We start from the raw sequence: 19,913 nt of genomic DNA, 5'->3' as shown, positions 1-19,913 counted from the left end.
CTTTTCGTGTCTGCCGCTCGCTTTACGACGGTCCCTGCGCCCTAAGCAGCCTTCTCCTCGGCGGCATTCTCCCACGGCTTCGGCAGGTGGCGAGGAACCACCTTGCCGACTGCGTTGCGTGGCAGTTCATCGAGGAACACGGTCTCGCGCGGAACAGCGAAGCGGCTGAGGCGCTGCTTGACGTATGTGCGAATCTGCTCATTGGTCAGGGCGCGGCCCTCAGGTGAATCGTCGCGGACAACCCAGGCGACCAGAGCCTGACCGAAGCGCTCATCCGGAACACCTGCGACTGCGCACTCGCGGATACCCTCGAGCTGGCTGAGTGCATCTTCGGTCTGACGTGGGAAGACGTTCTCGCCACCGGAGACAATCATGTCGTCCTCGCGACCGGAGATGTAGAGCAGGCCATTTTCCATTCGACCCAGGTCACCGGTACAGACCATGCCGTCAATGACCTGCTTGTCCGCGCCGGGGCGGGTGTAGCCCTCGTACAACATGTTGTTACCCACGAAGATTCGACCGGTCTCGCCGTCGGCGACGCGGTTGCCGTCTTCGTCGAGAATCTGGACACGAGTGCCCAGCGGCGCGCGACCTGCCGTGGTCGGATTTGCCTTGAGCTCATCCGGGGTAGCAATGGTTGCCCAGCTGACCTCGGTGGAGCCGTACTGGTTGTAGAGAACCGGTCCGAAGCGCTCGAGGGTCTTGGTGACGATTCCCTCCGGAATGGCCGAACCACAGGATGCGATGACCTTCAGCGATGTCGCACCGATGTCGTAGTTGTCTGGGAGAATCTCAATCATGCGCTGCAGCATGGTCGGCACCAGGAAGATGGTGTGCGGAGAGTGCTGTTCGATAATGCGGAGGCTGTCGGCTGGATCGAACTTGCGGCGCATAATCATGGTGGAACGCAGTGCGATGCACAGCTGTGCGGTTGCGAAGCCCCAAGTGTGGAACAGCGGAGCCGCAAGGTAAGCCGGGCGGCGCTGACGCAGCGGAATGCGGCTCATGATGGAAGATGCCGGCATCCAGCTGCGCGGCTCCGGACGCTTGGCTCCCTTTGGAGTGCCGGTGGTTCCGGAGGTCAGAATAATAACGCGGCCACGGCGCGGACGGCTTGGCAGCTCGGCGGTCGGCCACTTTGCCGGCGGTGCAGTCTTCAGCATCTCCTGCATGGAGGTCCAGCCCTCGCGAACACAGGAGGTATCACCGTAGTTTTCAAACCACGACACTGCGACCGGGCACTCATCGAAGTCCTCCGGCAGCATGTGAGTGAATTCCTCATCAATGAACAGGAAGTCAATCTTCTGCTCGCGAATTACCGCTAGAGTCTGCTCGGCAGCGGCGCCAGTATTGAGCAGCACCAGATCGGTGCCGAGGCGACCGTGGGCGCACAGAGCCATAATGAAACCGCGGTGATTGCGAGCCAGCACGCCGATGCGGTTGCGCTGCTGAATATCGCCGTGGCGGAGTGCCCGCGCCAGGGCAGTGGAGCGCTCGTGCAGCTCCTCGTAGGTCAGCGAGCCGCCGTCATCAATAATTGCGGTGTGGTGCGGATCGCGGCCGGCTGCAATGCCGAGGAGACCAGCTGGCAGGAAGTCCCAGCGGTAGATGGAATTTAATGCCTTACCAGCCGCGCCGGGTCCCATCGAGCCGAGGACACCAGCTTGCGTCACCGGTGCGAGACCGAGAACGAGGTCCGAGGTAGCTCGCGAAGCTTTGCGCACCTTATTGAGAATCGAGGTCTGTGGATCAGATGTCATAGTCACTCATCTTCCGTGGTTCATGTCCTGTGGTCTTCGGAGAGGCCTAATCAGGCGAAACCTCATCGGTAGGACCGCCGATTTAGTTTCTTTTACAGTAAGAATAAGTGTCCTAGGTCACTTTTGTGGAGCTTTTTGCAAAATTTTTTATCAGAAACGAATGATTGTGAAGATATGCGAGGTGAACAGGGAATACGTTCAAAGGGGCGGAGCTTCTTCTATCTCGAGAGATGTTTGTCGCCGCACTTAGAGCCTCCGTTTTGAGGTAATTTCTCTAGGAAAAGTTGTTGAAAGATGTTCCAATCCAACTGCGCCCTCGTCGCCGTAGTGGAGGGTGAGGCCATTCGATATGACTTAGGGGAACCCATGAAGTCCACTCTCAAAAATCAAACTTTCCTACGCATTTCGGCAGCTCGAGTTGCCGTGGTCGGAGCAGTCGCAATCGGTGCGGCTTTTGGTCTTGCAGCATGTGGCGATAGTGATGACGTCGATCCGGCACCTGTCGAGACCACTACGGTGATTTCGACCGAGAGCGTGGACGACAATCGCAATGATCGCGATGATGACGATCATGACGATGACGACGACGATGATGACGACGACGATGATGACGACGACCGAGATGACGGCCACGACGACCGTGTGCACAACTAGGTGTCCGTTCCAGGATGAAACCGCCGTTGTACCTCTCTTGACCAGACTGTTCGCTACTGGCGTACGGCTATAGGGATTAATCTGCGACGCGTCGCGTTTAAGCTAGGTGAAACAACCTTTATTGAATTACGGCAAAAATAGACACTTGAAAGGGCAGTGATGTTCGAGAGGTTTACGGACCGAGCACGTCGCGTTGTCGTCCTGGCGCAGGATGAGGCACGCGAGCTCAATCACAATTACATCGGCACGGAGCACATCCTGCTCGGCCTGATTAGTGAAGGCGACGGTGTGGCTGCCAAGGCGCTCGAGTCCATGGGTATTTCCCTGGACGCTGTGCGCTCTGAGGTAGTCGACATTATTGGTCGTGGCTCCCAGCCGCCGAGCGGTCACGTGCCGTTTACCCCGCGTGCAAAGAAGGTGCTGGAGTACTCTCTGCGCGAGGCTCTGCAGCTGGGTCACAAGTACATCGGTACTGAGCACCTGCTGCTCGGCCTGATTCGCGAGGGCGAGGGTGTTGCCGCTCAGGTACTGGTTAAGCTCGGCGCTGACCTGCCGCGCGTACGTCAGCAGGTTATTCAGCTGCTCAGCGGTTTCCAGGGTGATGAGTCGGATGGTTCTCCGGAGCAGCGTCCGGTCGGCGCTACTTCCGGCGCTCGTGTGCAGGAGGGAAACCACCAGTCCGGTTCGCTGGTGCTCGATCAGTTCGGTCGTAACCTGACCGTGGCTGCACGTGAGGGCAAGCTGGATCCGGTTATTGGCCGTGAGAAGGAAATCGAGCGCATTATGCAGGTTCTTTCTCGCCGTACCAAGAACAACCCTGTGCTGATTGGTGAGCCGGGCGTTGGTAAGACCGCCGTTGTGGAGGGTCTCGCGCTGGACATCGTCAACGGCCGTGTGCCGGAGACACTGAAGGATAAGCAGCTTTACTCCCTCGACCTGGGTTCGCTGGTTGCGGGCTCCCGTTACCGCGGTGACTTCGAGGAGCGTCTGAAGAAGGTGCTCAAGGAGATTAACCAGCGCGGTGACATCATCCTGTTTATTGACGAGATTCACACGCTGGTCGGTGCCGGTGCCGCAGAGGGCGCAATTGACGCGGCCTCGATTCTGAAGCCGAAGCTGGCTCGCGGTGAGCTGCAGACCATCGGTGCTACCACTTTGGATGAGTACCGTAAGCACATCGAGAAGGACGCCGCTCTTGAGCGTCGTTTCCAGCCGGTGAACGTGCCGGAGCCGAGCGTGGATCTCACTATCGAGATTCTGCGTGGTGTTCGCGATAAGTACGAGGCTCACCACCGCGTATCCATCTCGGACAAGGCACTGGTTGCCGCCGCTACTCTCTCGGATCGCTACATCAACGACCGCTTCCTGCCGGATAAGGCTGTTGACCTTATTGATGAGGCCGGTGCTCGTATGCGTATCAAGCGTATGACTGCCCCGGCTGACCTGCAGGAGATTGACTCCAAGATTGCCGATGTGCGCCGCCAGAAGGAAGCCGCCATCGACGAGCAGGACTTCGAGAAGGCAGCTGGTCTGCGCGACAAGGAGCGCAAGCTGGGCGAAGAGCGCCGCGAGCGCGAGAAGAAGTGGCGTGCGGGCGAGTCCGACACCATCGCTGAGATTGGCGAGGAGCAGATTGCGGAGGTCCTGGCTTCCTGGACTGGAATTCCGGTGTTCAAGCTCACTGAGGAAGAGTCCTCGCGTCTGCTGCGCATGGAGGATGAGCTGCACAAGCGCATCATCGGTCAGGAAGAGGCCGTCAGTGCTGTCTCCCGCGCTATTCGTCGTACCCGCGCTGGTCTGAAGGACCCGAAGCGTCCGTCCGGTTCGTTCATCTTCGCCGGTCCGTCCGGTGTTGGTAAGACCGAGCTGTCGAAGGCCCTGGCCGAGTTCCTCTTTGGTGAGGAAGACGCACTCATTCAGATTGATATGGGTGAGTTCCACGACCGATTCACCGCTTCGCGTCTCTTCGGTGCTCCTCCCGGATACGTCGGCTACGAAGAGGGCGGCCAGCTCACCGAGAAGGTGCGCCGCAAGCCGTTCTCCGTCGTGCTTTTCGACGAGATTGAGAAGGCCCACAAGGAGATTTACAACACCTTGCTGCAGGTCCTGGAAGACGGTCGTCTGACTGACTCGCAGGGTCGAGTGGTGGACTTCAAGAACACGGTTCTGATCTTCACCTCGAACCTGGGTACCAGCGACATTTCCAAGGCTGTTGGTATGGGCTTCTCGGGTGTCGGCGAGGCCGATGAAGATGGCAAGTACGAGCGGATGAAGGACAAGGTCCACGACGAGCTGAAGAAGCACTTCCGTCCGGAGTTCCTGAACCGTATCGACGAGATTGTGGTCTTCAAGCAGCTGAGCCAGGCTGAGATTGTCCAGATGGTCGATCTCATGCTGGCCCGCGTCAGCGACCAGCTCGACGAGAAGCGCATCACCATGGAGATTTCCGACCGCGCCAAGAACCTGCTGGCCAAGCGTGGCTTTGATCCAGTGCTCGGTGCCCGTCCGCTGCGTCGCACGATCCAGCGCGAGATTGAGGATCAGCTCTCCGAGAAGATTCTCTACGGTGAGGTTGGTCTCGGCGAGACCGTCTTCATCGATGTCGAAGGCTGGGATGGCGAGTCCAAGGACGTCGACAAGGCGAAGTTTACCTTCACCAACAAGGGCAAGGCCGGTAACGTCGATGCCGACGGCGGTGCTCTGGATGACTCCGAGGAAGGCAAGGACGTTCTCGGCAGCGCTGGTACCAGCGAGCCCGATATCATCACCCCGGATGTACTGGGTGACGGCGGCTCCACCGCCGCTGAAACCGACCTAGAGTCCGGTTCGGACTCCGATGACGACGGCCACAACCCGCCACCGGCTGGTGCGGGTGCTGGCCAGCCACTCTAAGAGGTTTAGCCGCTAGCAGTACCAACGAACACTGCCGCCCCAGTTCCGATTCCATTATGGGAGGAACTGGGGCGGCAGTGTGTCTATATGCGGTCTTTCCTAAAAGCGCGGAGAGTTGTAGTTCTACTTGGCCACGCCGAGGTCGACCAATGCTTTCTTTGCCACTTCGGGGTCATCATTTTTGATCATGTACTCAACGATTCCCTGATCATCTGGGAGGATTTCCGCAACTGTGATGAGGGACTCCACTCGCTGCGCCTTGAATGTGGAACCGCGCGTTGATTCTGCCGGAATCTCAACGGCATCCAAGACAGGCTTGCCGTCACGAACGGCGGCGGTGGCGGCAGGGTCATCGGTGAAGACTACGTAACCAACGTCGGGTGCCTTCGTAGTATCCACGGAACAGTTGGTACCCATTGCCTGTGGGGCAGGGGCGTTATCCGCACCGTAGTAGCTAAACACCACTTCATAGTCTGTGCAGGCCCGCACGAAACTAGCAATCGGTTCGGGTGCGTGGTCGGCAGGGGTGAGGCCGCCAGCGGTATCCCCACCAGTGGCACCGGTAGCGCCACCGTTGGAAGCGCCGGAATCGGCAGGTGCTTCAGCGGCGGACTGTGCGGGAGCAGCGGACTCGTCTGACTTGTCACTAAAGAGCGCGTCTTTAGCCGCAACGTAGGCAATCGCTAGCACCACGATGCCCGCTATCACTAAGGGGAGGAGTAATAGCTGCTTCTTTACACTGAGACCTTTCGATGCGCCGCTGGCCTGAACACCTGTCGTGCCCGCACTGGAGTTTGACCTGGAGGTAGCAGTCGTATTTGCCGGAGATGCTCCAGTTTCTAGTAACGAGCCATGCTTGATGTAATGGCGATAGCCATTTTCCGCAATAGCCAGGTTTTGCTCGATGTGTGATGTGTCTTCTGCCCCATTAAATCGGTCGGGCGAACCCGGGTATGCAAGTCGAATCATTATTCAGTCCACCACCGTGAATCAATGTCGGAATACAGGGAGCGCATCGACTCTGCAAGCTCTTCCAAACTATTGCGATTGAGACGGTGCTTGTTTTCTTTCCATCGCTCAAAAAGCTCCGTCGACGACACTGCACGCGAGGCCTCCGTTCGTGCCTCTCGGCCTGCGGTCAGGGCCCACTGGGCGGCAAATTGCACACGTTTCGCAGCTTTTTCTGTGAAACCGCTCCACACCTTATATGTGTTGTAGAGCTGGGCCACGACGGCCCAGCCACCCTTGTAAGGCAGAACTGTGACGTTGCCCAGGTTGTCAAGTTCAAGGAACTCAAAATGAGATGGATCCTTCTTATCGGCGGTCACGAGGATCCTGCGGTTGGTGACAAACGCGGCACCGTCCACCCCGCTAGCTTTCGTGGCGGCGGCTTCCAGCACAATCTCGTCGACACCAAGGCCTTCTATAACGGCTTCGGCGGCAGCGTGCACAATCTCGGAATCGCCAGCACGCTTAAGCGCAGCACCGAGATCTGGCCGGTCTGTCAATGCAATTTGGGATCCTGTCATGCACACGAGACTAACAACACATCAAAAACTGTGACTGGGTGTGCTGAATTATGGCGTAGATCATTCCCCAGCATAGGGGTGATGGATGGGGCACCGCGGAACCGCGCCAGAAACCTCGGTACGTTGTGTGGATATGAGCTCAACGTTCACGCCAGCAAAGTTTGATGATACTTGGATTTACCGCCTTACAAAGTTCCCATGGCCGGAACCGGCGCCGAGCAAAGATGAGGTGCGCCGCCACTCTTGGGCAATGGTGTACAAGAGCAATAAGGCGTTTGCGACCCCGCTAGGGGTTGAGGCCATCAACGCAAGGGCGGCCAAGTACTACAAAACTTCTCTCGAGCAAAACTGGGGGGTCACTGGTGCACAGGAAGCGTATCAGGTTATTGATGCTCTGCTCGAAGGTGGCCAGCACGTGGAAGATGACCTGGTTTTACCCCTCGCATACGCCGTGAAGGACGTCCCCGAGCGCGAGCTAGATGTGGAAGTGGAGGAAAAGGTCGAGTTCCTCAAAGACTTCTTTATTGCCCAAGGCGCGGATCCGCGTCGTGGAGAACGTAAGTTCCGCTACCTCGTAAGGATGTTGCGCTCGGAGGGCTTTGCCAAAGCAGCGGCCCCGGCACTGCCCGCCACTACTCGCGCATGGGACATAATCCGTGTTCACAACGTTGGTGGCCCGGCAACGGAGCTGGGGTGGATCTCTCCAGAAGAGTTCCTTCAGATTTCAGACAAGGCCGTGGCGGCGCTGCAGCGCTACTTCGTGTCGTGGGCTGACGTAGCCGCAAGTTTCTGGTGGGGTCGAATGATTTGGGCGAGTGATGGTGAGCCCGACGTCACCGCTGCGATGAAGGATCAATCGCAACGGCTCACCGAGCTGCTCGCACACAGTGATTCGCCTTGGGTGCGCGTGCCCTTGCACGACATCCAGGCCGAGGAGCCATTCGCATCCTTGGGTGGTTTGCACTAACTAGCTGTCGTCATTGTTCGGCACGCTGTGGCGGTGGCCGGTTTCATGAGCTCACTAGGGGCGGTCACAAATAACGGATTGAGGCATCTATGGCGCAGGGACGGCGAGTTCAATGACATCTGCAAGGCGAAGTTATCTTCACCAATATGAGGCAAGGTCGGTAACGTTGATGCCGATGAGCGGTGCCTTGGCCGATTCTGAGGAAGATGACGGGCGTTCTCGGCAGTGCTGACGGTATCCTGAGCGTTTGTATCTGGCGACATCAAAGGTACTGCCAATCAAGATACTGCCGAGGCAGAGACCGAATCTGATAACTCCGAGGGAGAGAACTAAATGGGGATTCAATTTCGCAAGAAGCAGAACCTGGACAAGGACACGTGGCTGAACTACTCGGGTTCGGGAGTCTCTGGTTCTAAGCGTATCGGTCCAGTGACCATTAACAGCCGTGGCGGTTACACCGTCCGACTGGGCAAAGGCTTGACCTTCCGTGGTCGCTGGAAGAAAAAGTAGCTGTATTTGCTAGATGGAGGAAAGTGGCGAATGTCGCCGCTAGTACCCCATTTTCTGATTCACCCACGCAAGCATCTCTTCGTGAGTGAGCACGTAGGCAAGGCCGTGCGTCCCATCACCGAGGTCAGTGTCGACCTCCACGTAGGTGATGTCGGCGCCGGCCTTTTGCCATTTCTGCACAAGTTCGCGTGCCGACGTCACGGGTAACACATCATCCAATGCGTTATGGGTAACGAACACGGGCATACTGGGAGTCTTTGTGCCCAGAGCCTGTTCGTCCACGTGGCGTCGAACGACGGGGGAGAGCTCGGGCGAGCGCAGATTCTCCGCTATCCCCAAGTCATTGGCAGTAAATGCCTTGGTGTCATTGCGAGGCCAACGTTCGACAGTGGCGCCAATGCATTCATCGGCGGTGAGCTTCAGGAAGTCCTGCCCCAGTGGGCTGAGCATGCGCTCGATTGGTTCTTTGGACTCTGGGTACTCTGCAATCAAGCCGTTCATGAAGTAACCGACGAGTCCCGCCAGCGCCGAGCCGCGAATATGCAGCGCAGTGTCGGTGAGATCGGCCGGAATAGCCCCGGCGTAGACAGCGCGGATGTTCAGCTCCGAGGCGTACTCATCGGCTAGCTCGGCGGCTGCAGCGGTGGCACCTCCGCCTTGTGAGTAGCCGAAGAGCGCAATGGGAGTATCTGCAGGTAGTTGTAAAGCTTCAATAGTCGCTCGTGCCATATCGAGCGTGTTATTCCCGGCAATCTCACGGTTGAGATACGGATGTACCCCGGGCGTGCCGAGCCCCTGGTAATCCACGATGGCAACATTCCATCCCTGTGCCAGCAGCTGAGGTGCCGGAGGCGTCGGAGGTGCTTCGTAGCGCAGCGCAACCGAACTCGCGCAGTTATCGGCCATCCCGAGAGTCCCCGGCGCAATCACCGCCAGAGGCCGTGGGGACTTCTCCGACCAGCGGGCATAGGGCTGCAATACGGTACCAGATACTGCTGTTTGGCGGTGGTCGCGTGCACCTGTGGAGGAAAACACGACCCGCTGTGCGCGTGCGGGCGCATTGACCGGAAATGGTGTCTGCGTAATTACCTGCCCCGGAGGCAATCGCTTCACCGCAGAAGAGTCAGAATCCGAGGAGTCGAAGTCAATCGCACCTAGACCATCCAACGCTGAGCAACCACTAATCACACCCGCGCTAGCGCCAATCAGAGAAATTCCGAGCACCATGCTCAGCGCAATTCTGCGCTTACTAGCCCCAAAGAGACAGCGTTGGCGCTGAGATCGATGGAGCGAGGCATTCATGCTCCTAATTCTAGGCAACGCACTTGTCCGAATCTGGTCTTTACCGGAGCATTGCCTCGGCTTTAACGGGGCAACTGGAAGCGGCCATCGGGAGTTTGCTCCGCAAGTCCGTCGTCAAGCAGGGAAAACAGTGCGCGGGAACGCTGATGTGCATCATCCCAGACCGCATCGAGAGCGGCCTGTTCGACGGGAGAGTCGGCGGCGCGGAGCACGTCGAGAAGCAAGCCCCGGACTTGGCGGTCGGTGCCTTCGAACTTCTGCACACGGCGTTTAGCAGCGGCGATTTCGTGGTCTTCGGGCTCGGGGCGACCCGCGGCAATCCAGGCGCAACTGGTGGCGATGGGGCATACCTCGCACTCGGGTGTCGTTCGACAGACGGTAGCGCCGAGTTCCATGAGTGCGACGGAAGTCTCGGCCGCAGTCGTGGGGTCGAGTGGTAGGAACTCTTCGACGAGCGCCATGTCGGCGCGTTTGGCGATGCCGGGTAGGTACGTGCCCTGACGGTGTCGCCGGAGTACGCGGCGCACGTTGATGTCCACCACCGGCGTACGCACGCCAAAGGCAAACGCCGCTACCGCCCGAGCGGTGTAGTCTCCTACCCCCGGAAGGGCTAACAGTGTGTCCACGTCGCTCGGCACTTCGCCGTCGTGCTTTTCGACGATTTTTTCTGCGCATTCACGCAGCCGGAGTGCACGTCGGGGGTAGCCGAGTTTTCCCCACATACGCAGAACTTCATCCTTGGGCGCGACTGCCAAATCGGCTGGGGTGGGCCATTTTTCCAGCCAGGCGCGCCACGAGGGGGTCACCCGGGCGACGGGAGTCTGTTGACTCATCACTTCGCTGACGAGCACAGCCCATGGTGAAGTGCCTTCTTCGCGCCAGGGAAGTGGCCGCATGTTGGTGCGATACCAATCACGTAAGGCGGCATCGACGTGTTCGTCGAAGTCGTCGGATTGGTTAATTGCAGAGGTCAATCTACATTCTCGCTTTCCCATAAACAGCGGAGTCGTTGCACAATATAGCTATGAGCAATTCTGAGAGGACTCCTGAGAGTGTATGGCAATCGATGGTGCGTGGAAACCTCCGCTTCTGTGAGAGCAAGACTGCGCATCCTCGCCAGGACTTGGTTCGTCGTAAGCAGCTGACGCAGGGGCAGAAGCCGAAGGCCGTTGTGCTGGCTTGCTCGGATTCTCGCGCTCCGGTGGAGATTATTTTCGATCAGGGTCTGGGCGATGTATTTGTGATTCGTACCGCCGGTGAGATCACCGACCTGTCGGTGCTGGCTTCGCTGGAGTTCGCGGTTGATGGTCTTGGAGTTTCGCTGGTGATTGTTCTCGGCCACGAGTCCTGCGGCGCTGTGGCTGCGGCGAAGAATGCACTGGACGGTGGCGACCTGCCGGGTGGTTTCCAGCGTGTGCTGATTGAAAAGGTCACCCCGTCGCTGTTGGCGGCTCGCAAGGATGGCGAGACTGAAATCGACGAATTTGAGCGTCGCCACGTGCGCGAGATTGTTAATCACATTATTGATCGCTCACCGGAGATTTCGTCGCGACTGGAGACCGGCGAGGTGGGCGTTGTCGGTATGCGGTACCGCTTGGAGGACGGACGCGCTGAGACCGTCGTTACCCATGGAGTCAGCGAGAACCCGCTAACCTAAATGTGTGACCAATAAGCTGCCTCCAGAAATCTACCGGCGTCGGCGTATCGCCGCGGCGGTGTTGCTCGTTATCATCCTCGTTCTCCTGGGCTGGGGTATTTCCGCACTGGTAAACCGGGACAGCGAGGATTCTGAACCGGTGAATGTCACCAGGGATGACGGGAAAGAGGTGACTCCTCCGGAACAGCCCAAGGAACCTTACGCGCCTAAGCCTGACAAGGACTCGAAGAACGACAAGTCTGACAAGTCTGACAAGGACGCCAAGAAGGGCGACAAGGAAGGCGAAGACTCCGCGAAGGATGACGCTCAGGCGGCGCTTGCGAGCAAAAAGGACTGTACCCTTGCAGATCTACAGGTGACGGCCACCTCGGATCAGCCGAACTACGGCGATGAGCAGCCGACTCTGGCGATTACCGTCCACAATCCCACCGGCGGTGAATGCCGCGTGAACCTTGATGAGCAGCAGTTGCGCTTCGAGGTGTACGACCTGGCAACGTATGAGCGAGTCTGGTCGGATGTGGACTGCAATGACTCCGAAGGCCACGGTGAACTGGTATTGGCACCGGGCGAGGAAGTCAACTATGCCGCCACCTGGTCGCGTCTGACCTCGGCGCCGAACAAGTGCTCCGAGGAAGACCGGGTCCCAGTTCCCTCCGGGTCGTACATCTTCTACGGCGTGATTGGTGACAACAACTCTGACGCCTACACGTTCAACATGCGCTAGCGCTTAGCTCCTAACCCAAGCTCAATGGCCTCGGCAACGGTGCCTGCTTCCAGCAGCCGCATCCCTGCCGGGCCTTTTGCGCCTCTGGGCACAATTGCCGTGTCGAAGCCCATTCGATGAGCTTCCTTAAGGCGCCACTCCAAATCGGTCACTCGCCGCACTTCGCCGGCCAACCCCAGTTCGCCGAGTGCAATGGTTTTGTCCTGGAAGGTCCGCTTAGTCATGGATGAGGCCAGTGCCAGCGCAATCGCCAGGTCCGCGGCAGGCTCCGACAGCGTCATTCCGCCGACGGTGGACACGTACATCTCCATGCGGGCCAACTGCTTGAAGTTACCGTGTTCAGTCAGCACGGCCGCGACCATCGGCACGCGCCTCGGGTCGAGACCAGAGACATTGCGTCGTGGATTATGTGCCTCGGTGTTGATTACCAGGCCCTGCACCTCCGCCAGCAGCGGTCTGCGGCCATCCATGGCCACGGTAATTGCAGTTCCCGAGGTCGGCGTTCGGTGATGCAAAAACAGCCCCGAGGGATCCTCAACTTCCGCAATGCCGCCCGCCGTCTGCTCGAAGCAGCCCACTTCATCGGTGCTTCCGAAACGGTTTTTCAGGCCGCGCAAGAAGCGTAGCCCCGAATGCCTATCACCCTCGAAGTTGAGCACCACATCAACCAGGTGTTCCATTGTGCGCGGGCCGGCCACATTGCCGTCCTTGGTTACGTGTCCTACCAGGAAAATCGCAGTTCCGGTCTCCTTTGCCAGCGCCGCCAGAGCAGAGGTTACGGCGCGAGCCTGGGCAACGCCACCGCGAGCACCTTCGACGTCGGCACGCATCGTCTGCACAGAGTCCACAATGAGCAGACCGGGGGAGAGCTCCAGCGTCAGATCGATGACGTCCTCGATATTCGACACCGCCGACAGGTACAGCGAGTCTGACAGTGCGCCAGTGCGCTCGGCACGCAGCCGCACCTGGCCGACCGATTCCTCACCGGTGACGTAAAGCGTCGGCCCCAAATCGCCGTCCGCGCAGCGGTAGGCCACTTCAAGTAGCAGCGTCGACTTACCAACCCCCGGTTCGCCCGCCAAGAGCACCAACGAACCCGGCACAATACCGGAACCGAGCACTCGATCCAGTTCACCGATGCCCGTGCGCACCGCGTGCGCAGCCTTGGCGGAAATCCCCGTAATCGCGGTCAACTCGGAAGATGAAGTGGGGATTCGATCTGTTGCGGAGGTCTCGGCGAGGAAACGTTCCTCCGCCTCGTCGTCAAGCGCGCGCTGTGCTAGACGCTGGCTTTCAGCTGCGACGGAAGTGGAAGATGCTTTACGACGACCACCCCGCGCGCCGGGCTCCGTTGCGGCAGCGCTACGGCGACGTTGCTTGGCTGCCCGTGCGGCAATTTTGTCCTCCAGCGTGGAGGCGGACTTCCCACCGCTGGAGCGGATAGTGACCTTCTCTAGCGTGCCCCACTCTTTGCAGTTGGGACATTGGCCGACCCATTTCGACACCTGCCAGCCGCATGCTGAGCATTCGTAGGCTTCGTCTTTGGTCTTGGCCACGGTGCAACCACCTTTGCTTCAAGAGAGGGGACACGACAGACTCCACAACGTGTGTTGTGCGGTATGCGGTGAATGTCGCGAGAAAATTCACCCCAGATACGCGAGAGCGGGCCAGGGCAGTGTGAATGACTTGTGTCAAGGATGACTGTACTGCCGTGACCCGTATCAAGCGACCAATCGCCCATGCCCGCTCGATGAAGCGCCTCGCGTTATTTGCGGGACAGGACTGCGCTGTACCAGCGCCTAAAAGTGCGCTGCGCGCGAACAGCGCAGGAACACCACTGTGCTGCGATTACTTGGATTCAATCATGCCGTCAGCACCGCGGTTCGGTGCACCAGCTTCCAGAATGTCAGCGGAGATGGTGATGTCCAGGTCGTAGGTGTTGGTCTGGCCCTGCGGGTCAGTGAACTCGAAGGTGGCCTCGCGGTTCTGGCCAGCAGCGCTGCTCTTGTCGCCAACCAGGGTGCTCGGGTCCAGCTCATTGGTGTAGTACGCGATGCAGCCGGTGTTGTCCTTGGCGGTCTTAGCCAGCGGATCGATGACGGACTTCGGGCCGGCAACAATCTGGCACTCACGCGGCAGGGAGTCCTCGCCCTTTGCAGCCTTAGCGAAGGAAGGTGTCTCAGCGACCTTCTTCAGCTCAACCTCGCCGATACCTTCAACGGTCACGGACTTCAGCGTGTAGACCGACTCGGTAGCGCGCTGCTGGTTGCTGGCGGAGAACTTCAGACCAGCGGTACCAGCCTCCGGGTCAACCAGGATGTGAGCGTCGCGGATGTTGACGAAGCCAAGAGCCGAGTTGGTGTTCTCAGCACCCTTGCCGGCAGCATCTTCGCCGCCGTTCATCGCACCGTCTACAGCCGGGTGCTGATTTGCGGTCTGCGAAATCTGACCGGCGCCACAAGCAGCAAGTGCAACTGCGGATGCTGCGGAGACGGTGATGAGGGCGCTGCGGCGAAGTACGGACTTGAAGGCCATGACTAGATTTCCTCCAGTAGCTTGAGGATGGGCGATAGGATTTTCAGTATTTAAAGAACACCTTAGTGTCTTCCTAAGATGTTCTCATACTACCCGTAAAATCATGGGGGGACATGATAGGGTGGAAGGCCGTTGGAAAGGGCGTGTGCATTACATGGAATTCAGCATTGGCGATACCGTAGTTTATCCGCACCACGGAGCTGCGAAAATCGAAAACATCATTGAACGAGAGCTTAACGGTGAGACCGTTCAGTACCTCGTACTGCAGATTCTGCAGAGTGATCTGAATATCCAGGTGCCCGCCAAGAATGCCGAGCTGGTCGGTGTCCGCGACGTTGTCGGTGAAGAGGGGCTGCTGAAGGTCTTCTCCGTTCTGCGTGAGACCGACGTGGAAGAGGCCGGCAACTGGTCCCGTCGCTACAAGGCCAACCAGGAGCGCCTGGGTTCGGGCGACATTAACAAGGTCGCTGAGGTAGTTCGTGACCTGTGGCGCCGCGATCAGGATCGTGGTCTGTCCGCCGGCGAAAAGCGTATGTTGAGCAAGGCTCGCCAGGTTCTCGTCGGTGAGCTCGCGCTTGCCGACGGCGTTGATGAGGCCAAGGTCGAGGAAGTTTTTGCCCGCGTCGATGCCACTATCGAGCGTCACCGCGCCCTGGCACAGGAAGGTGCCGCCGGTGAGAAGAAGGACGAGGCCGACGATAAGCCGGTGGACCTGGACGCAGACGCATAAATCGTTTCCCTTCCCCGGTTCCTTCCAGTAGGGATTTTCTGCACTTTTCCGGTCAACGGCTAGCGCACACACATTGCCCGTGTGCGCTAGCCGTTTTCTCTTTTTCACCCGTATCTATTTCCCCGCTATGCTCGGGGCTGTGACTTTTCAAATCTTCGATACCGCAACCCGCCAACTGAAGGATTTTGAGCCCCTCCGCGAGGGGCATGCCTCCATTTACCTGTGCGGTGCGACCCCGCAGGCTCAGCCGCACATTGGCCATGTTCGCTCCGGCGTGGCCTTTGATATCTTGCGCCGTTGGCTGATCGCCAAGGGGTATGACGTCGCCTTTGTGCGCAACGTTACCGATATCGATGACAAGATCTTGAACAAGGCCGCCGAGCACGGCCGCCCTTGGTGGGAATGGGTCTCCCGCTTTGAACGTGAATTTACCTGGGCTTACAACCAGCTCGGTGTTCTCCCGCCGAGCGTTGAGCCGCGCGCTACCGGGCATGTCACTCAGATGGTGGAGTACATGCAGCGTCTGATGGATAACGGCTTCGCCTACGCTGTCGATGGCAGCGTCTATTTCGACGTGGATGCCTGGTCCAAGGCTGAAGGCAGCGACTACGGCAGCCTGTCCGGCAACCGCGTCGACGAGATGGAGCAGGGCGAGACCAATACTCCGGGCAAGCGCGGTGCGCACGATTTCGCACTGTGGAAGGCTGCCAAGCCGGGCGAGCCCTCGTGGCCGACGCCGTGGGGCAATGGCCGCCCGGGCTGGCACCTGGAGTGCTCCGCCATGGCCACCTACTACTTGGGCTCGGAGTTCGACATCCACTGTGGCGGCCTCGACCTGCAGTTCCCGCATCATGAAAACGAGATTGCGCAGTCGCACGCAGCCGGCGACGGCTTTGCCCGCTACTGGATGCACAACCACTGGGTCACAATGGCCGGCGAAAAAATGTCGAAGTCGCTCGGCAACGTGTTGTCCGTGCCGCATATCCTGACCATGGTTCGTCCGGTTGAGCTGCGTTACTACCTCGGTAGTGCGCACTACCGCTCCGTGCTGGAGTACTCCGAGGAGGCTCTGCAGGAAGCGGCAGCGGGCTACCGTCGTATCGAGGCGTTTATGCACCGTGCCGTCGATAAGCTCGGCGATATCGAAATTGGTGAGTGGACGCCGGCGTTCGAAGCAGCGCTCGACGATGACCTCGCCGTCCCACGCGCGCTCGCGGAAATCCACAACGCTGTTCGTGGAGGTAATCAGGCGCTTGCCGACGGCGACGAGACCAAGGCCAAGGAGATTGCCGGTGCTGTCCGCGCTATGGCCGCAGTCCTTGGGTTCGATCCGCTGAATGAGCAGTGGGCAACCTCCGATTCCAGTTCTGATGCAGCAATGCATGCGCTCGGTGTGCTGGTTGAGCACCAGTTGGAGGAACGCACCCGGGCTCGTGCAGAGAAGGACTGGGCTACGGCTGATGCTGTGCGCGATCGTCTGAAGGAAGCGGGTATCGAGGTAACTGATACCGCGGATGGTCCGGCATGGTCTGTCGCTGACTAGGGCTGAAAAGCTGGCTTTAGGCTAAAGAAAACTATTAACAACAGGAAGCAGGTAGCTATGGCAGGCAACGGTCGTCGTGGTGCAGTGCGCAAGGCAAGCAAGAAGAACGTTGGCGGCTCCGGTGGTCAAAAGCGTGGCTTGCGTGGCAAGGGGCCGACCCCGAAAGCAGAGGACCGCGTTTATCACGCAGCTCATAAGCGGGCGAAAGAGAAGCGCCGCCGTGACTCGGGGCGTCATGAGCGCAAGGGGGATGGCACCGAGCTGGTAGTTGGCCGTAACCCGGTCGTGGAGTGCCTGCATGCAAAGGTGCCAGCGGCCGCGCTGATTGTGGCGCTGGGTACCGACAATGACGAGCGCCTGCAGGAGTCAGTGCGTATTGCTAACTCCCGTGGTATCCCGATTCGCGAGGTACCTCGCCACGAGTTGGACACCATGACCGGCAACACCATGCACCAGGGTATCGGCCTGCAGATTCCGCCGTACAAGTACGCATCTGTCGAAGATCTGATTGATTCGGTGGCCAAGACAGGGGAGCCGGGCCTTATCGTCTGCCTGGATAACATCACTGATCCGCGTAACCTGGGTGCGGTCATTCGCTCGGTGGCGGCCTTTGGTGGTCACGGTGTGGTGATTCCGGAGCGTCGCTCGGCTGCCATTACGGGCGTCGCCTGGCGTACCTCTGCTGGTACTGCTGCGCGTCTGCCGGTTGCGCGGGCGACCAATATGGTGCGCTCGCTCAAGCAGTTCCAGAAGGCTGGCTACCAGGTTGTTGGGCTGGATGCTGGTGGCAATCACACTCTGGATACTTATGACGGAACCACCCCGGTGGTTGTGGTCGTCGGTTCTGAGGGCAAGGGGCTTTCGCGCCTCGTGCGCGATACCTGTGACACCATCATGTCCATTCCGATGGCCGGATGGGTTGAGTCGCTCAATGCTTCCGTTGCTGCCGGTGTGACTCTGAGTGAGTTTGCCCGCCAGCGCCGGGCAAAGAGTAGCCAGTAGCGCATTTGATACCCCCGTAGGCGCCATTATCAATTCGTTATAGTAATGGCGTTTACGTGGGGTATTTTGAGTTCTAGATTCTGGCCGGTACTTATGGCTACCCCCAGTAGTTCAGCGCTTTAAAAATAATTCTATTCCTGGCGTGCGCTGGGAAAATAGCGGCGTTATTATCAATTTCAACAGAAAATTATCCGTCGTTTCCCGAGGGGAGGGTGGGCAAATGATGCTCCTAGAAATGGGGGCGTATTTGACCGTAGTTTAGGGGAGCGCACGGACCTAGCGGTGGCTTGTACAGCTAGCTTTTAGGTCACTGTGATGTCAGACCACGATATCGTCAGTGTTAGTTTTTCTGTCTGCCGGGTCATCCCATATCGGCAGTCTCGCAGTCTTGAAAAGAGCTGGGGGTGTTGGAGTCTTCTTTTGAGAATCCAGCAAAAATACGGGCAGCCCCTCGGTGGCAAGAGGGAAGGTGGACGCATCTTCTCCGCAATAGCCACTCGAGGGGCTGCCCGGTGTTTTTGTTGTTTTAAAAGCCACTCCGAAAAGCGTATGTATCTATTTGCTCCACTTGGCTGCCTGGACGTCGTCACGCGTTGCCTTGCGCGATTGCACCGCTCCAATGGCGTAGCAGATGAGGTAGATGACAAACGCGATTGTCGTCACTAGAACACTGACCGGGATGCCCGGTGCGAGCGAGAGGACGATGCCGCCAACAGCCGCGACCTCGGCGAAGATAATCGAAAGGATGATGGCCTTCACCGGCGAGGCGGTGACGAATGCGGCCGCGGCACCCGGGGTGATAATCAGGGCGATGACGAGCAGGGAGCCGACAATTTGCACGCCCTGGGCGGCGACGAGACCGGTGAGAATCGCGAAGTAGATCGATAGCGCCTTGACGTTGACACCACAGGCGGCGGCCATGATGGGGTCGGCGGAGGCAAATAGCAGCGGCCGCCATTTCCAGGCAATGCCGCCGACGACGATGACCGCGACGATGGCCATCGTCCATAGAGAAGTGTCAGTCAGGCCAATGATCTGGCCGGTGAGAAGTGAAAACGCGGTACTGGTTCGGCCAGGGTAGAGGTGGATAAACAGCACCGATAGGCCCATACCGAAGCTCAAGACCACGCCCACAACCGCATCTTGGCGTCCTCTTAGCGACAGTGCTGCCAGGACTATTGCGATGACCACCGAGCCGATAATGGCACCGCTGCTGACGCTGACACCAAGTAGTAGAGCTGCGGATGCGCCCATGAGCGCTAGCTCACTGGTGCCGTGGACGGTGAAGCTCATCTGCCGCATGACAATCAGGGGCGAGATAATGCCGGAGATCAGTCCGAGCAAAGCTGCCGCGATGAGAGCATTGTGGACGAACCCGACTTGGAGCAGAGCAGCGGTGTCGGAGAAATACTGAGTCAGTAGGGTCATTAGACGATAACCAGCTTTCCCTCGACACGGGCAACCGCAATGTTGGTTTGGTAGAGCTCCGAGAGCGTCTCTGAAGTGATGATTTCCTCGACCGATCCGACCGCATGTCCATGCGGCGTCAGGTAGAGCACCCGGTCACAGACGCCCAGGATGGGGTTGATGTCGTGGGTGACGAAGACGACTGCCGTGTCGTTTTCCCTGCGATGCCGGTCCAGGCGCTCGACCGTGGTCCGTTGCGCCGCAGGGTCGAGGGAGAGCAGAGGCTCGTCGCAAAGCAAAAAATCCGGCGCCGAAACGAGCGCCTGCGCCTGACGGACAAGCTGCTGCTGACCGCCAGAGAGCGTGCCGACGCGACGGTCCGCAATACCGCCCGCGCCGACAAAGCCCAGCATTTCGTCGGTGGCGGAGCGGTTCTTGCCGGCCGCCAGCTCGACGAGGTCGCGAACCCGAATGGGCAGTGAGGGCTCGAACATCCGCTGCTGCGGAATGTAGCCGAGGTTCCCGTCGACTTTTACTGAACCGTGAGTCAGCCGGCGCATGCCAAGGGCAGTGGTCAGCAGCGTGGATTTGCCGACGCCGTTGGGGCCCAGGATGGCCAAGAACTCGCCAGGTTCGATATTCAAATTGAGACCGGACCACAGCGGCTCGACGGCTGCGTCAGTAAAAGTCAGTGAGGGCAA

General features: G+C 58.9%; 18 protein-coding genes. 9 read left to right on the top strand and 9 right to left on the bottom strand.

Annotated features, from left to right (window positions below):
* Nucleotides 1–41: 41 nt before the first annotated feature.
* Nucleotides 42–1,760 carry an AMP-binding protein gene (locus CRD20_RS03840; protein ID WP_016421472.1) on the bottom strand — a complete coding sequence of 573 codons (1,719 nt, stop codon included), beginning with the start codon at nt 1,758–1,760 and terminating at the stop codon, nt 42–44.
* A gap of 366 nt (nt 1,761–2,126) precedes the next feature.
* On the opposite strand from CRD20_RS03840, the gene CRD20_RS03835 reads away from it, so the two are divergent.
* Together CRD20_RS03835 and CRD20_RS03830 are read left to right on the top strand one after the other, a co-directional pair.
* On the top strand, nt 2,127–2,414 hold the full coding sequence (locus CRD20_RS03835; protein ID WP_187404861.1) for a hypothetical protein: 288 nt from the start codon (nt 2,127–2,129) through the stop codon (nt 2,412–2,414).
* Between the two features lie 159 nt (nt 2,415–2,573).
* Nucleotides 2,574–5,306, top strand: a complete 2,733-nt coding sequence (locus CRD20_RS03830; protein WP_070603934.1) for an ATP-dependent Clp protease ATP-binding subunit — start codon at nt 2,574–2,576, stop codon at nt 5,304–5,306.
* Between the two features lie 123 nt (nt 5,307–5,429).
* Here the strand turns inward: CRD20_RS03830 and CRD20_RS03825 are convergent, their stop codons facing one another.
* Nucleotides 5,430–6,275, bottom strand: coding sequence for a hypothetical protein (locus CRD20_RS03825; protein ID WP_070603935.1), 846 nt, complete (start codon nt 6,273–6,275; stop codon nt 5,430–5,432).
* Nucleotides 6,275–6,835: a hypothetical protein gene (locus CRD20_RS03820; protein ID WP_187400234.1), complete on the bottom strand. Its 561-nt coding sequence runs from the start codon at nt 6,833–6,835 to the stop codon at nt 6,275–6,277. The genes CRD20_RS03825 and CRD20_RS03820 overlap by 1 nt, the downstream gene beginning before the upstream one ends.
* Before the next feature lie 133 nt (nt 6,836–6,968).
* On the opposite strand from CRD20_RS03820, the gene CRD20_RS03815 reads away from it, so the two are divergent.
* Nucleotides 6,969–7,802, top strand: a complete 834-nt coding sequence (locus tag CRD20_RS03815; protein ID WP_187400235.1) for a DUF1266 domain-containing protein — start codon at nt 6,969–6,971, stop codon at nt 7,800–7,802.
* A 333-nt stretch (nt 7,803–8,135) separates the two neighbouring features.
* Complete coding sequence (locus CRD20_RS03810; protein ID WP_005510144.1) at nt 8,136–8,312, top strand: hypothetical protein; 177 nt, start codon at nt 8,136–8,138, stop codon at nt 8,310–8,312.
* 39 nt (nt 8,313–8,351) lie between these two features.
* On the opposite strand, the gene CRD20_RS03805 is transcribed toward CRD20_RS03810, so the two are convergent.
* Together CRD20_RS03805 and CRD20_RS03800 are read right to left on the bottom strand one after the other, a co-directional pair.
* Nucleotides 8,352–9,539: a lipase family protein gene (locus tag CRD20_RS03805; protein WP_070603938.1), complete on the bottom strand. Its 1,188-nt coding sequence runs from the start codon at nt 9,537–9,539 to the stop codon at nt 8,352–8,354.
* Nucleotides 9,540–9,676: 137 nt separating this feature from the next.
* Complete coding sequence (locus CRD20_RS03800) at nt 9,677–10,609, bottom strand: A/G-specific adenine glycosylase (RefSeq protein WP_304505181.1); 933 nt, start codon at nt 10,607–10,609, stop codon at nt 9,677–9,679.
* Between the two features lie 29 nt (nt 10,610–10,638).
* Here CRD20_RS03800 and CRD20_RS03795 point away from each other — a divergent pair, with 29 nt between their 5' ends.
* A complete protein-coding gene (locus CRD20_RS03795; RefSeq protein ID WP_070653300.1) occupies nt 10,639–11,271 on the top strand; it encodes a carbonic anhydrase in 633 nt (210 codons plus the stop codon).
* Nucleotides 11,272–11,275: 4 nt separating this feature from the next.
* Entirely contained in the window at nt 11,276–11,995 is a 720-nt protein-coding gene (locus tag CRD20_RS03790; RefSeq protein WP_187404860.1) for a hypothetical protein, read from the top strand.
* On the opposite strand, the gene radA is transcribed toward CRD20_RS03790, so the two are convergent.
* Nucleotides 11,992–13,551, bottom strand: coding sequence for a DNA repair protein RadA (gene radA, locus CRD20_RS03785; protein ID WP_187404859.1), 1,560 nt, complete (start codon nt 13,549–13,551; stop codon nt 11,992–11,994). The two genes, CRD20_RS03790 and radA, sit on opposite strands and share 4 nt — an antisense overlap.
* A 292-nt stretch (nt 13,552–13,843) precedes the next feature.
* Nucleotides 13,844–14,530, bottom strand: a complete 687-nt coding sequence (locus CRD20_RS03780; protein WP_070603942.1) for a hypothetical protein — start codon at nt 14,528–14,530, stop codon at nt 13,844–13,846.
* Nucleotides 14,531–14,684: 154 nt separating this feature from the next.
* On the opposite strand from CRD20_RS03780, the gene CRD20_RS03775 reads away from it, so the two are divergent.
* From CRD20_RS03775 to rlmB, 3 genes are all read left to right on the top strand, one after another.
* A complete protein-coding gene (locus CRD20_RS03775; RefSeq protein WP_005510159.1) occupies nt 14,685–15,260 on the top strand; it encodes a CarD family transcriptional regulator in 576 nt (191 codons plus the stop codon).
* A 139-nt stretch (nt 15,261–15,399) separates the two neighbouring features.
* Complete coding sequence (gene cysS / locus CRD20_RS03770; RefSeq protein WP_049194066.1) at nt 15,400–16,803, top strand: cysteine--tRNA ligase; 1,404 nt, start codon at nt 15,400–15,402, stop codon at nt 16,801–16,803.
* Between the two features lie 57 nt (nt 16,804–16,860).
* Nucleotides 16,861–17,805 carry a 23S rRNA (guanosine(2251)-2'-O)-methyltransferase RlmB gene (gene rlmB / locus CRD20_RS03765; protein WP_187404858.1) on the top strand — a complete coding sequence of 315 codons (945 nt, stop codon included), beginning with the start codon at nt 16,861–16,863 and terminating at the stop codon, nt 17,803–17,805.
* A 555-nt stretch (nt 17,806–18,360) separates the two neighbouring features.
* Here the strand turns inward: rlmB and CRD20_RS03760 are convergent.
* Both CRD20_RS03760 and CRD20_RS03755 read right to left on the bottom strand, forming a co-directional pair.
* The gene (locus tag CRD20_RS03760) at nt 18,361–19,233 is read right to left on the bottom strand and encodes a metal ABC transporter permease (protein ID WP_187404857.1); all 873 of its coding nucleotides are present in this window, start codon (nt 19,231–19,233) and stop codon (nt 18,361–18,363) included.
* Complete coding sequence (locus CRD20_RS03755; RefSeq protein ID WP_070767250.1) at nt 19,233–19,913, bottom strand: metal ABC transporter ATP-binding protein; 681 nt, start codon at nt 19,911–19,913, stop codon at nt 19,233–19,235. Before CRD20_RS03755 ends, CRD20_RS03760 begins: the two co-directional genes overlap by 1 nt.

The organism is Corynebacterium sp. LK33, from assembly GCF_014334955.1.
Lineage (GTDB): Bacteria > Actinomycetota > Actinomycetes > Mycobacteriales > Mycobacteriaceae > Corynebacterium > Corynebacterium jeikeium_D.
The sequence above is the reverse complement of the archived record's forward strand: the minus strand, read 5'-3'. Positions and strand labels throughout refer to the sequence as shown.